The sequence below is a fragment of the Albimonas marina genome, from assembly GCF_029223255.1.
In the GTDB taxonomy this organism is placed as follows: domain Bacteria; phylum Pseudomonadota; class Alphaproteobacteria; order Rhodobacterales; family Rhodobacteraceae; genus Albimonas.
This window is the reverse complement of sequence record NZ_JARHUC010000003.1, coordinates 685,785-698,227: the sequence shown is the minus strand read 5'-3', so window position 1 is coordinate 698,227 and position 12,443 is coordinate 685,785. Positions and strand designations below refer to the sequence as shown.

Here is a 12,443-nt window from a genome sequence, read left to right as displayed (position 1 = left end):
CCACCGCCGCGCGCGCTGGACCCCGGCCGAGGCCGCAGGCCCGCCCCCCCTCCGGAGAGGGTTCGGCAACCCTGGCGCCCCTACCCTGCCCCGCGGCCCGCGCCCCGGGCCGGGAGCCCAGGAGTCGCCCCATGCCCCGCCCCGCCGTCGCCGCAGCCCCCGTCCTCGCCGCAGCGCTCGCCGCCGTGCCCGCGTCCTCGGCCGCCGCGCCCTCCGGCTGCCGGATGAACGTGGCCGAGTTCGTCGGCTGGCAGATCATCTACCGCGGCACGCTGAGCGGCACCGTCGACCCCTCCGGGCGCAGCGAGACCTTCCAGGGCTGCGTCCCCGGCCGGATCCTGCTGCTCGACGAGGACCGCAGCGTGGTGTGCACGGGCGCGGGCCTCGGCGCGGGGTGGCGGCCCGACGTGGTGGTGCTCTCGGACGGGCGGCGGATGGTCGCCTGCATCGCCGACCGGCTCTACGCGGTTCGGGACTGATCGGGGCGGGACTGATCGGGGCGGGACCGGGCGGGGCGGGACCGGGCCGGGCCGCGGCCCCCGCTCCGCCGGTCCCGCGGAAATCCGCGCCGCCACCCCGGGCGCCCCCTTCAAATCCGGGGAGGAGGGGGCTATATGTGTCCTGTCTCCGCAAGGGGACTATGGCGATAAACGCGCACGGAATAAGCGGCTCGGACCCGGGGGCGGTACCCGGCGGCTCCACCAATCTCCTGCTTCCCGGTCTTGGACGGGGGGATCACAGGACGCGAGGGGCCGAAACAGGATCGACGGACGTGTAAAGGTGTTTGCTTTCGCTCGGCAGGATGCCACCGTTACCGGCTCAAATTGTACAGTTGCCAATGACAACCGTGCTCCGGTGGCCGTCGCTGCGTAATGCAGCTTAAACCACCGATCTTGAAGTCCTAGGGGTTTGCACTTCTAGGCGGGGCTCGCTGGCGCCTGGCAACAGAAGCCAGCACTTTCCTTCACCCCACAGGAATGCGACGCTCGCCCCGATTTGTTTCGGAGGCTCGTTCGTGTCGCGTTTTCTTGCTTTCGCCGTCGTCCTGATGACGACGACGTCCGCCGCCGCCCAGACCAGCGCGCTTCCCCCCCTCGGCCCCGAGGATCCCGACGCGCCCCTGGTCGTCGCCCGCCATTTCGGCGTTCTGCCGGTGGGAACCACGCGCCTCTCCTACAATCAAAGGTTACGGGAGGACGCGCCGATCGAGGCGTTGCGCATCGTCTCGCGCGAAGAAGACGGGCTGACCACGGTTCACGCCTACCGGGACGCCGACCTCGACGGCAAGGTCGCGCGGCGGCGTCTCTATGACGAGGACGGCAACCTGCTCGCCGACGGCAAAGCCCACAACCTCCTCGGCACGACGGTCTATATCGACACCCGGTACATCCCGCACGATTGCGGCAACGTCCTCGGGGTCTGCCGCTACGATATCGTCCTGGACGACAGACGGATGTCGAAGCTCACGCCCCCGCGTCTCGCCCTTCGGATGCAGCGGCGCGAGACGGCCCGGGAGATCTTCATCGAGACGGGCGACTGCATCGAGGCGGGCGACTGCATAGAGGCGGACTGCGGGGCCGACATGCTTCAGGTGCTCGATCTTTCGCCCGCCGGCCTGCCGATGGCGCTGTGGGAAGACTTCCTGTGGTCGGGCGAGGACCTGAACCTCGTCGAGACCTACGAATGGTCGATCCCCTGACCCGACCCGCGCCCTCGCTCGGCCGCGAGCCACGGCCGGCGCGTTAACCGCCCGCTCACGAGTTCCGCACGAACGTCGGGGAACGGCGGACGAACGCGCGGCGCGGCGCGCGCGCATGTCCCCCTCGCCTTTCTTCGCGCGCCGAATCGGATATGGTCGCGCGAAACCCCCTTCGCCGGCCCATCGCACCCGGAACGACCGATGACATCCAATCCCCTCGACTACGGCCGCCTGATGCAACGCGCGCTCCGCTCGGTGGTGCACGAAGCGCTGGCCGTGGCGGTGGAGGAAGGGCTGCCGGGGGAGCATCACTTCTACATCTCCTTCGACACCACCCATCCCGGCGTCGACCTGCCCGACTGGCTGAAGGCCCAGTACCCCGAGGAGCTGACCATCGTCCTGCAGCATGAGTTCTGGGACCTGGCCGTCACCTCGGACCGCTTCTCGGTGGGGCTGTCGTTCTCCGAGCGCCCGGTGAAGCTGACCGTGCCCTTCGACGCGGTGCTGACCTTCGTGGACCCCCACGCCGAATTCGGCCTGAAGTTCGACCCCCACGAGGTCGACGACGAGGACGAGCTGGGCGAGCTCGAGGACGGGTTCGACGACGAGGACGACGACGACCCCGAGCCCACGCCCCCCTCCGGCGGCAAGGGCGAAGTCGTCAGCCTCGACCGCTTCCGCAAGGGCTGACCCCGCCCCCCGGCCGGAGGCGCCGCGTCGGCCCGCGCGCCCCGCGCCGGCGCCGCGCCCGCGGCGCGGCCCGCCCGGCGCGCCCTGCCCCCCTCCCGCATCCGTCGCGCCCGGGCCCCGATCCATTCCGCCCGCCGCGGGCGGACCCTGATCCGCGCCGCCCGACGCGGGCGGCCGTTGCTCCGCTTCGTGGACGCCCGTATACAGCCCCCGGATCGCATTTCCCGGAGGCCCCGCTCGATGACCGCCACCCGCACCGAGACCGACAGCTTCGGCCCGCTCGAGGTTCCCGCCGACCGCTACTGGGGCGCCCAGACCCAGCGGTCCCTGATGAACTTCCCCATCGGCTGGGAGAAGCAGCCGGTCGCGGTGGTCCGCGCGCTGGGCGTCATCAAGTGCGCCGCCGCCAAGACCAACATGGCGCTGGGCGTGCTGGACGAGACCCTGGGCAAGGCCATGGTCGAGGCCGCGAACGAGGTGATCGAGGGCAAGCTCGACGACCACTTCCCGCTGGTGGTCTGGCAGACCGGCTCGGGCACCCAATCGAACATGAACGCGAACGAGGTGATCTCGAACCGCGCCATCGAGATCCTGGGCGGCGAGATGGGCTCGAAGAAGCCCGTCCACCCCAACGACCACTGCAACATGGGCCAGTCGTCCAACGACACCTTCCCGACCGCGATGCACATCGCCGCCGCGATGACCGCCCGCGACGTCCTGCTGCCCGGCCTGCGCAAGCTGCACGCCGCCCTGCAGGAGAAGCAGGAGGCGTTCAAGGACATCATCAAGATCGGCCGCACCCACACCCAGGACGCGACGCCCCTGACGCTGGGCCAGGAGTTCTCGGGCTACGTCTGGCAGGTCTCCCAGGGCATCGACCGGGTGGAGCGGGCGCTGCCCAACATCCTGGCGCTGGCCCAGGGCGGCACCGCGGTCGGCACCGGCCTGAACGCCAAGGTGGGCTTCGCCGAGCAGTTCGCCGAGAACGTCGCCGAGATCACCGGCATGGCCTTCCACACCGCCCCGAACAAGTTCGAGGCGCTGGCCGCCCATGACGCGGTGGTCGAGATGTCGGGCGCGGTGAAGACGGTCGCGGCCTCGCTCTTCAAGATCGCCAACGACATCCGCTTCCTGGGCTCGGGCCCACGCTGCGGCCTGGGCGAGCTGATCCTGCCGGAGAACGAGCCCGGCTCCTCGATCATGCCGGGCAAGGTGAACCCCACCCAGTCCGAGGCGCTGACCCAGGTCTGCGCCCATGTCTTCGGCAACGACGCGGCCATCGGCTTCGCGGGCTCCCAGGGGCACTTCGAGCTGAACGTCTACAAGCCGATGATGATCTACAACCTCCTGCAGTCGATGCAGCTGCTGGGCGACGCCGCCGGCGCCTTCACCGACAACTGCGTGGTCGGCATCCGCGCGGACGAGGAGCGGATCTCCAAGCTGATGCGCGAGAGCCTGATGCTGGTCACCGCGCTCGCCCCCACCATCGGCTACGACGCCGCCACCAAGGTCGCCAAGACCGCCCACAAGAACGGCACGACCCTCAAGGAAGAGGCGATCGCGCTGGGCTACGTGGACGAGGAGACCTTCGACCGCGTGGTGCGCCCCGAGGACATGCTCGGGCCGAAGTGAGGCCGAAGGCGGGGCGCAGGCCCCGCCGCCCGCCCGCGCCGTCAAGGCCCCGGACCCGCGCCGGGGCCTTCGTCGTTCCGCCCCCGTTCACCAGGCCCGCGCCATGCCCGCCGCGATCCGCCCCGCCGTCCCCTCCGACGCCCCGGCCCTGAGCGCGCTCGTGCGCGAGGCCTTCGCCCTCTACGTCGATCGGATGGGCAAGGAGCCCGCGCCGATGTCCCAGGACTTTCCCGCCGACATCGCCGCCGGCCGCTGCTGGGCGGCGGACGGCCCGGAGGGGCTGCTGGGCCTCGTGGTCGCCTATGACGACGGCCCGGCGGAGGACCCCTCCTTCCACCTCGAGACGGTGGCGGTCTCGCCCGCCGCGCAGGGGACCGGCCTCGGCCGCGCGCTGATCGCCTTCGCCGAGGCGGAGGCCCGCCGCCGGGGCTTGCCCTGCGTGCGCCTCTACACCAACGCGAAGATGGTCGAGAACCTCGCCCTCTACCCGCGCCTGGGCTACGTCGAGACCGGCCGGCGCGCCGAGAAGGGGTTCGAGCGGGTGTTCTTCGAGAAGCCGCTGCCGCCAATGTCGGCGAGTTGACAGCTGTCAACTCGCCCGCGGCGGTCGCGAGTTCTCACTCCTCGAGATCCGCCTCGCCGAGTTCCGCCGCCTCCTCGCCCTTCGCGGGGCTGGGGCCGGAGACGCCGCGCTCGCGGTAGGGGGTGCGCTTGTAGTGCGCCCGGTAGCACTTGGAGAAATGCGAGGGGCTGGTGAAGCCGCAGGCGAGCGCCACGTTGATCACGCTCATGTCCGTCTGCAGCAGCAGCCGGCGCGCCTTCTCCAGCCGCAGTTCGAGGTAATAGCGCTTGGGCGAGCGGTCGAGGTAGCGGCGGAACAGCCGCTCGAGCTGGCGGGTGGACATGCCCACGCTCTCGGCCAGGCGCGCGGCCGAGACCGGCTCCTCGATGTTCTCGTGCATCAGGGCGATGACGCGGCTCAGCTTGGGGTGGCGCACGCCGATGCGCGCGGGCACCGACAGGCGCTGGTGATCCTCGTCGCCGCGCAGGTTGGTGTAGACCATCTGGTCGGCGACCATGCCCGCGATCTCGGGCCCGTGGGCGTTGGCGACCACGCGCAGCATCATGTCGCCCGCAGCCGCCCCGCCCGCCGCCGTCATCGCGTCGCGGTCGATCACGTAGATCTGGTCCGACAGCTCCACGTCCGGGAAATCCTCGGTGAAGCCGTCCTGGTTCTCCCAGTGGATGGTGCAGCGCTTGCCGTCGAGCAGCCCCGCGCGGGCCAGCGCGTAGGCGCCGGTGCAGACAGCGCCCAGGGTCACGCCCTTGCGGCTTTCGCGGCGCAGCCAGTTCAGCACGCCCTTGGTGGTGGCGCGGGCCACGTCGATGCCCCCGCAGACCACCGCCGTCGCGCCGCGCGGCAGCTCGTCGAGCGCGCCGTCGACCGCGACCTCGAGCCCGGCCGAGGCGCGCACCGGCGCCCCCGTCTCCGAGACCAGCCGCCAGCGGTAGAGGGTCTGGCCCGAGACATGGTTGGCGAGCCTGAGCGGCTCGATGGCCGAGGCGAAGGCGATCAGCGAGAACTGGTCGAGGAGGACGAAGACGAACTGGGCCGGCTCGGCCGAAGCCGTCATGCCCGTTCTGGGGGAGTTTGCCGGTCGCGTGTTCATCTTGTTTCCAGAGCCGTCATCGTCGGCGAAGGACGGCACGTCAAACGAAATCCGACATCCGCGCAAGAGCCGAGGCGCCCCCGCTACGCGGTTCGTCCGCAAGGAAAACGAAAACGACCGGCCGGCGCGCGGACGCGACGCCGCCGCGGCGTCCGCCCCGCGTCCCGGCCGCCGGAACCGGCCCGCCGCGCATCCGCCCGCGGCGGCGCCCGATTCCCCCGCGGCCCGCGCTACTCCGCCGCCGCCGGTCGGCCGGCGAGCGGGCCGGGCCCGTCGCGCGCCGCCTCCCGCCCCTCGGGCCGCAGGCGCACGTCGCCGCGGTCGCGCGGCAGCGCCTCGGGGTGCGCCTCGCGCAGCCACAGCAGGATCTTCTCGCGCACCTCGCAGCGCAGCTCCCACGCGCGCGGCGAGGAGCGGGCCGACATCAGCGCGCGCACCTCCACCGTGCGCTCGCTCGCCCCGATCACCTGGAAGACCGAGACCTGCCCGTCCCACCAGCTCGAGGCGCGCACCACCTCGTCGAATTTTTCGCGCAGCGCCTCGAACGGGGCGGCGTAGTCCAGGTGCAGCACCACCGAGCCGATGATCGCCCCGCTCTCGCGCGTCCAGTTCTCGAACGGCTTCTCGATGAAATAGCTGATCGGCAGCACCAGCCTGCGCCAGTCCCAGATCCGCACCACGACGTAGGTGGCGGTGATCTCCTCGATCCAGCCCCACTCGCCCTCGACGATCACCACGTCGTCGATGCGCATGGGCTGGGTGATGGCGATCTGCATCCCCGCGATCAGGTTCGCCAGCACCGGCCGCGCCGCCACCGCCGCCACGATCCCCGCCACGCCGGCCGAGGCGAACAGCCCCGCGCCGTACTCCTTCACCGAGTCGAAGGTCAGCAGGCACGCCCCCGCCGTGACCAGGAAGATCACGATGTTCAGGATCCGTCGGAACACCCGGATCTGGGTGCGGTTCTTGCGCGCCTCGACGTTCTCCTCGTCCGCGCCGATCCAGCGGCGCAGCGAGCGGTCGGCGGTGTGGCTGACCGTGGTCATCAGCGCCCAGCCCACCATCACGATCAGCAGGATCGAGATCACGTGCCGGATCAGGGCGATCCACTCCGCCGGCAGGCTCGTCGCCGGCAGGGTCACGATCATGCCCCCCAGCACGAAGGCGAGCCGGGTCAGCCCGCCGGTGCGCAGCAGCACCTGGCGCAGGAAGCCGTCGCCGCCCCGGGTCAGGCGCAGCAGCGTGCGCCGGATCGCCCAGTGCAGCGCGAGGCAGACCAGCACGCCCCCGATCAGCGCGCTCGCCCCCATCAGCAGCGCGGGAATCCCGGCCACGAACTCGCGCAGCGGCGCCGTGAGCTGGTCGAGCGAGCCGACCACCTCGCCGATCGTCTCTGCCGGTTGAAGCTCCTCCATGGACGCGCCTTTCGGGGCTGGTTCGGGAAGCGGGACGGGCTCGGACCTGTCGATGGTAAGCCAGGCCGCCCATTGTGCAGCGCGGCAGGATGTCCTGCTGCGCCGCAAAATGCGATGACTTTGCGGAAAGGCCGCTCCGCCCGCCCCGGCGGCGCCTGCGGCCGGAAGGCCCTGCTGCGCCGCAAAATCGCCCGATTCCGCGCCGTCGCGGCTTGGAATGAGGGGGGTTCTCGGCTACAGGGGGCGCCCTGACGAAAACCCGACCCGGGGATGGAGCCAATGACCGAGGCCTGGACCAAGCGCAGCTGGCGTGACCACGAAGCCCTGCAGATGCCCGTCTATCGCGATCAGACCGCGCTGGACGCCGCCTATTCGCAGCTCGCCTCGTATCCCCCGCTGGTCTTCGCCGGCGAGGCCCGCGCGCTGACCGCGCGCCTGGGCGAGGTGGCCGAGGGGCGGGCCTTTCTGCTCCAGGGCGGCGACTGCGCCGAAAGCTTCGGCGAGTTCGGGGCCGACAACATCCGCGACACCTTCCGGGTGCTGCTGCAGATGGCGATCGTGCTGACCTTCGGCGCCTCGATGCCGGTGGTGAAGGTGGGCCGCATGGCCGGCCAGTTCGCCAAGCCGCGCTCCTCGGATTTCGAGAAGATCGACGGGGTGGAGCTGCCCTCCTACCGCGGCGACATCATCAACGGCTTCGACTTCAACCCCGAGGCGCGCGAGCCCGACCCGGAGCGGATGAAGCAGGCCTACCTGCAGTCGGCCGCCACGCTGAACCTGCTGCGCGCCTTCTCGCAGGGCGGCTTCGCGGACATCCACCGCGTGCACGCCTGGAACCTGGGCTTCGCCTCCGGCACCCCGGGTTCCGAGCGCTACGCCGCTCTGGCCGAACGGATCTCGGCCGCGCTCGACTTCATGACCGCCGCCGGCATCGACCGCGCGACGGAGGAGAAGCTGCAGCGCGTCGACTTCTGGACCTCGCACGAGGCGCTGCTGCTGCCCTATGAGGAGGCGCTGACCCGCCAGGACTCGATCACCGGCCAGTGGGTCGCGGGCTCGGGCCACATGATCTGGATCGGCGACCGCACCCGCCAGCCCGACGGCGCGCACGTGGAATACTGCCGCGGCGTGATCAACCCGATCGGCCTGAAGTGCGGCCCCTCGCTGACGCCGGACGGGCTGCTGGAGCTGATCGACCTGCTCAACCCCAACAACGTCCCCGGCCGCCTGACGCTGATCAACCGCTTCGGCGCCGGCAAGGTGGGCGACCACCTGCCCGGCCTGATCCGGGCGGTGGAGCGGGCGGGCCGCAAGGTCGTGTGGTCGTGCGACCCGATGCACGGCAACACCGTGAAGTCGGCCTCGGGCTACAAGACCCGGCCGTTCGAGCGGGTGCAGCAGGAGGTCTCCGAGTTCTTCGAGATCTGCAAGGCCGAGGGCGTCCATGCCGGCGGCGTGCATTTCGAGATGACCGGCAAGAACGTGACCGAGTGCACCGGCGGCCTGCATGACGTGACCGACGAGGACCTGCACTCGCGCTACCACACCGCCTGCGACCCGCGCCTCAACGCGGCCCAGGCCCTCGAGCTGGCCTTCCTGCTGGCCGAGGAGCTGGAGCGCGAGCGTCGGGTGAACCTGGCCGCCGCGAGCTGAGACCTGCGCGGGGGCGCCTGCGCGCCCCCTGCCCTTTCGCCCGGACGGAGCCTCGCGGCCGTCCGGGCGTTTCCGTTCAGGAGCTGCGAATGACCCACGTGGTTGTGCTGACCGCGCAGGCAGGCGTCCCCGACGACTTCCTGGCCGAGGCCGAGAAGATCTGCGGCGCGACCCCGCGCCGGCTGGGCCCGCGCTCGGCCGACATCGACGGCACCGCCGGCATGGCGGCCGAGCTTCACGCGGCGCTGGGCGGCTCGGTCGACGTGAACCTGGTGGCGAAGGCGGGCCGGGCCAAGCGCCTGCTGATCGCGGACATGGACAGCACGATCATCCCGGTGGAGTGCATCGACGAGATCGCCGACGTCGCCGGCGTCGGCGCCCGGGTCGCCGAGATCACCGAGCGCGCGATGCAGGGCGAGCTCGACTTCGAGGGCGCGCTGCGCGCCCGCGTCGGCCTGCTGCGCGGCCTGCCGGTCGAGGCGCTGGAGACGGTGTGGACCGAGCGCGTCTCCCTCAACCCCGGCGCCCGCGCGCTGGTGCAGACGATGAACGCCCGCGGCGCGGTCACGGCGCTGGTCTCGGGCGGCTTCACCTATTTCGCCGACCGGGTGGCCGAGGCCGCGGGCTTCCGCTTCGCCCAGGCCAACACCCTGCTCGAGGACGGCGGGCGCCTGACGGGCGAGCCGGGCGAGCCGATCCTGGGCCGCCAGGCCAAGCTCGACGCGCTCGAGCGGCTGTGCGCCGAGCACGGCATCGGCCTCGAGGCCGCGATCGCGGTGGGCGACGGCGCCAACGACCTCGCCATGGTCGAGGCCGCGGGCCTGGGCGTCGCCTACCACGCCAAGCCCGCGCTCGCCGCGAAGGCCGACGCGGTGCTCGCCGTCTCCGACCTCACCGCGCTGCTGGCCCTGCAGGGCATCCCCGAGGCCGACTACGCCGCCTGACCCCCCGCATCGCCCACTCCTCGCGTCGCCCACTCCCGCGCGCCGCCCGCCTCTCCAGGCGCCCCGGCGCGCGGCCTGCGGCCCGCTCGAAGCGCCTGTTCTTCGGAGCCGTCTCTCGCTGATGCCGTAAAGAGCGACTCGGCGGGAGGGGTCAGGGATCGCGAAGCGACCCCGCGCAAGCGGGGCTTGTCCTTGTCCCCTCCCGACGAGTCGCTCAGGCATCTTCAGCGAGAGACGGATCCGAAGGACAGGCGCGGCCCTGTTCTTTGGTGAGTCAGGAGCCCGCCGGAGGCTCCCGCCCTTCGCAAACGAAGGCGCGCCAGACCCCAGAGGCCCAAGCCCGCCCGCAGGGCGCCTCCGCCCCTTCCTCCCCGCTACGCCCCTTGGCCCTGAAACATTCCCTCTCGGCCTTTCCACGCCTCGTGATTGGACCGGACCCGGCCGCAACCCTATCCTTTCGCAACGTCCGCCCCTCGCGACGTCAGCCGAAAGGACCGCAGATGATCTTCCACCGTCGCCCCTCCTGGCGCATCCCGGAGCGAGAGGTCACCCCGGAGCGCGTGTTCCTGAACCGCCGCTCGGTGCTGGCCGGCCTCGGCTTCGCGGGCGCGGCGGCGGCCTCGGGGATCGCCCTGCCCGGCGCCGCCCGGGCCCGCACGGCGGGCGAGGCCTGGACGCCCGCCCCCCCGACCGATCCCGCCTATGCCGACGCCGGCCGCGCGATCACGCCCGAGGCGGTGAACGGCAGCTACAACAACTTCTACGAGTTCGGCACCCACAAGGGCATCGCCGACGCCGCCCAGGCCCTGCCCACCGATCCCTGGACGATCTCGATCGAGGGGATGTGCGCCAAGGCCGGCCAGGTCGGGCTCGAGGATCTGCTGGCCAAGATGCCGGTGCAGGAGCGGGTCTACCGCCACCGCTGCGTCGAGGCCTGGTCGATGGTGGTCCCCTGGATCGGCTTCCCGCTGGCGGACCTGGTGAAATGGGCCGAGCCGACCTCGGACGCCAAATACGTCCGCTTCGAGACGCTGGTCGACAAGGACACGATGCCCGGCATCCGCCAGTCCTGGTATCCCTGGCCCTATGTCGAGGGCGTGACGATCGAGGAGGCGCTGAACCCCCTGCCCTTCATGGTCACCGGCGCCTACGGCAAGGTGCTGCCCAAGCAGTTCGGCGCGCCGATCCGCCTGCACCTGCCGTGGAAGTACGGGTTCAAGTCGGCCAAATCCATCGCCCGCATCTCCTTCACCGACGAGAAGCCGATGGGCTTCTGGCAGGAGCTGCAGGGCTCGGAATACGGGTTCTGGGCGAACGTGAACCCCGAGTTCTCGCACCCCCGCTGGTCGCAGGCGCAGGAGCGGGTGCTGGGCACCGGGGACGAGGCGCCGACGGTGATCTACAACGGCTACGGCGAGGAGGTGGCCGGCCTCTACAAGGACATGGACCTGACCCAGCGCGGCCTCTGGTTCTGAGTCCCCTCGCGGCGCCGCGGCGGGCCTTCCGCCGGGCGCATGCCGCAACGTAAGTTGCAAACCGGCTACGGTTTCCAATCCCAGGGCGAGGCGCGCGAGCGTCTCGCCTTTTCGTTTGGGTTCAGGGGGTTCCGCCGTCCGGACAGAAAAAAAGCCGGACGCGAACGTCCGGCCAAGTCCAACAGGGAGGTGCAGCCGTCGCCGGAGTGCAACAGTGTCGCGGGGCGTCGGCTACAAGGCGCGATATAGGCCCGGCCTTCGGGCTTAGCAAGCGCAACAATCGCGGGAAAAACCAATTCAACGCCGGTTTGCGCTCAGCGCATGGCTTTTCCGCAACAACGGAGATCGCTCAACCTGTGAGCAAGCCGTCCTTCTCCAGCTCGTCCAGGACGAAGTCCCGGAACACCGCCACCCGCTTCGAGCGGCGAAGCTCGGTCGGGTAGACGAAATAGACGGTGGTGGGGTCGGACGACAGGCTCGGCGCCACGTTCACCAGGTCGGGCACGTCGCGCGCCAGGTAGTCGGGCAGCGCGCAGATCCCCAGCCCGCTGATCGCCGCGGTGTAGAGGCCGAAGTAGTTGTTCACCGTCGCCCGCGCCCGGTGCGCGCCCGCGTAGATGGGCGCGAGGAACGCCTCGCCCGCCTGGATCTGCGGATAGCCGGGGCTGTGGCCGACGATGCGGTGGTTGGCGAAGTCGGCCGCCGTCTCCGGCGCGCCGTGCTTCTCGACATAGCTCTTCGAGGCGAAGAAGCGGATCGTCACGTCGAACAGCTTGCGCCGGATCAGGTCGGCCTGGAACGGCTCCTTCATGCGGATGGCGACGTCGGCCTCGCGCATCGGCAGGTCCATCACCGTCTCGGTCAGGATCAGGTCGACCGAGAGATCGGGGTAGATGTCGAACAGGTTGGGCAGCCGCGGCGTCAGCCACATGGTGCCGAAGCCGATGGTCGAGGTGACGCGCAGCTCCCCGTAGACGTCGTCCTTGGCGTCCTTGATGCGGGCGCTGGCGGTGTCGAGCATCCGGGTCATCTCGCGGGTGGCCGCGAACAGCAGCTCCCCCTGCTCGGTCAGCAGCAGGCCGCGGGCGTGACGGTGGAAGAGGGTCGCGCCCACCTCGTCCTCCAGCGCGCGGATCTGGCGGCTGACGGCGGACTGGCTGAGGTGCAGGCTCTCGCCCGCATGCGTCAGGCTGCCCGCGTCGGCCACGGCGTGGAAGATGCGCAGCTTGTCCCAGTCCATTCACGGTCCCCCGAAAGACGATTCG

At 70.9% G+C, this 12,443-nt stretch carries 11 protein-coding genes and 1 other RNA gene; 9 read left to right on the top strand and 3 right to left on the bottom strand.

From position 1 onward, the window contains the following. Nucleotides 1–131 precede the first annotated feature (131 nt). From P2H44_RS10880 to P2H44_RS10855, 6 genes are all read left to right on the top strand, one after another. Nucleotides 132–479 (top strand): hypothetical protein, encoded by a 348-nt coding sequence (locus tag P2H44_RS10880; protein ID WP_275763546.1) that lies wholly within the window; start codon nucleotides 132–134, stop codon nucleotides 477–479. Nucleotides 480–584: 105 nt separating this feature from the next. After that, nucleotides 585–959, top strand: a transfer-messenger RNA (tmRNA) gene (gene ssrA / locus P2H44_RS10875). Between the two features lie 56 nt (nucleotides 960–1,015). Next, nucleotides 1,016–1,699, top strand: a complete 684-nt coding sequence (locus P2H44_RS10870) for a hypothetical protein (protein ID WP_275763545.1) — start codon at nucleotides 1,016–1,018, stop codon at nucleotides 1,697–1,699. Nucleotides 1,700–1,900: 201 nt separating this feature from the next. Then, the gene (locus tag P2H44_RS10865) at nucleotides 1,901–2,389 is read left to right on the top strand and encodes an SspB family protein (protein ID WP_275763544.1); all 489 of its coding nucleotides are present in this window, start codon (nucleotides 1,901–1,903) and stop codon (nucleotides 2,387–2,389) included. A gap of 240 nt (nucleotides 2,390–2,629) precedes the next feature. Continuing rightward, the gene (gene fumC / locus P2H44_RS10860) at nucleotides 2,630–4,021 is read left to right on the top strand and encodes a class II fumarate hydratase (RefSeq protein WP_275763543.1); all 1,392 of its coding nucleotides are present in this window, start codon (nucleotides 2,630–2,632) and stop codon (nucleotides 4,019–4,021) included. A gap of 103 nt (nucleotides 4,022–4,124) precedes the next feature. Next, nucleotides 4,125–4,604, top strand: a complete 480-nt coding sequence (locus P2H44_RS10855; protein WP_275763542.1) for a GNAT family N-acetyltransferase — start codon at nucleotides 4,125–4,127, stop codon at nucleotides 4,602–4,604. A 34-nt stretch (nucleotides 4,605–4,638) separates the two neighbouring features. Here P2H44_RS10855 and P2H44_RS10850 read toward each other — a convergent pair whose 3' ends face one another. After that, the gene (locus P2H44_RS10850) at nucleotides 4,639–5,655 is read right to left on the bottom strand and encodes a GlxA family transcriptional regulator (protein ID WP_345798990.1); all 1,017 of its coding nucleotides are present in this window, start codon (nucleotides 5,653–5,655) and stop codon (nucleotides 4,639–4,641) included. 266 nt (nucleotides 5,656–5,921) lie between these two features. Continuing rightward, nucleotides 5,922–7,106, bottom strand: a complete 1,185-nt coding sequence (locus P2H44_RS10845) for a mechanosensitive ion channel family protein (protein ID WP_275763540.1) — start codon at nucleotides 7,104–7,106, stop codon at nucleotides 5,922–5,924. Between the two features lie 279 nt (nucleotides 7,107–7,385). Here P2H44_RS10845 and P2H44_RS10840 point away from each other — a divergent pair, with 279 nt between their 5' ends. From P2H44_RS10840 to msrP, 3 genes are all read left to right on the top strand, one after another. Then, nucleotides 7,386–8,759 (top strand): class II 3-deoxy-7-phosphoheptulonate synthase, encoded by a 1,374-nt coding sequence (locus P2H44_RS10840; protein ID WP_275763539.1) that lies wholly within the window; start codon nucleotides 7,386–7,388, stop codon nucleotides 8,757–8,759. An 89-nt stretch (nucleotides 8,760–8,848) separates the two neighbouring features. Then, nucleotides 8,849–9,703 (top strand): phosphoserine phosphatase SerB, encoded by an 855-nt coding sequence (gene serB, locus P2H44_RS10835; RefSeq protein ID WP_275763538.1) that lies wholly within the window; start codon nucleotides 8,849–8,851, stop codon nucleotides 9,701–9,703. 500 nt (nucleotides 9,704–10,203) lie between these two features. Further along, on the top strand, nucleotides 10,204–11,178 hold the full coding sequence (gene msrP, locus P2H44_RS10830) for a protein-methionine-sulfoxide reductase catalytic subunit MsrP (RefSeq protein ID WP_275763537.1): 975 nt from the start codon (nucleotides 10,204–10,206) through the stop codon (nucleotides 11,176–11,178). Nucleotides 11,179–11,527: 349 nt separating this feature from the next. Here the strand turns inward: msrP and P2H44_RS10825 are convergent, their stop codons facing one another. After that, nucleotides 11,528–12,418 (bottom strand): LysR family transcriptional regulator, encoded by an 891-nt coding sequence (locus tag P2H44_RS10825; RefSeq protein WP_275763536.1) that lies wholly within the window; start codon nucleotides 12,416–12,418, stop codon nucleotides 11,528–11,530. Between the last annotated feature and the right edge of the window lie 25 nt (nucleotides 12,419–12,443).

Coding starts and splice junctions, on each gene's coding strand:
- serB (WP_275763538.1), top strand. CDS start 8,849: ATGACCCACGTGGTTGTGCTGACCGCGCAGGCAGGCGTCCCCGACGAC.
- P2H44_RS10845 (WP_275763540.1), bottom strand. CDS start 7,106: ATGGAGGAGCTTCAACCGGCAGAGACGATCGGCGAGGTGGTCGGCTCG.
- fumC (WP_275763543.1), top strand. CDS start 2,630: ATGACCGCCACCCGCACCGAGACCGACAGCTTCGGCCCGCTCGAGGTT.
- P2H44_RS10840 (WP_275763539.1), top strand. CDS start 7,386: ATGACCGAGGCCTGGACCAAGCGCAGCTGGCGTGACCACGAAGCCCTG.
- P2H44_RS10825 (WP_275763536.1), bottom strand. CDS start 12,418: ATGGACTGGGACAAGCTGCGCATCTTCCACGCCGTGGCCGACGCGGGC.
- P2H44_RS10850 (WP_345798990.1), bottom strand. CDS start 5,655: ATGACGGCTTCGGCCGAGCCGGCCCAGTTCGTCTTCGTCCTCCTCGAC.
- P2H44_RS10855 (WP_275763542.1), top strand. CDS start 4,125: ATGCCCGCCGCGATCCGCCCCGCCGTCCCCTCCGACGCCCCGGCCCTG.
- P2H44_RS10865 (WP_275763544.1), top strand. CDS start 1,901: ATGACATCCAATCCCCTCGACTACGGCCGCCTGATGCAACGCGCGCTC.
- msrP (WP_275763537.1), top strand. CDS start 10,204: ATGATCTTCCACCGTCGCCCCTCCTGGCGCATCCCGGAGCGAGAGGTC.
- P2H44_RS10880 (WP_275763546.1), top strand. CDS start 132: ATGCCCCGCCCCGCCGTCGCCGCAGCCCCCGTCCTCGCCGCAGCGCTC.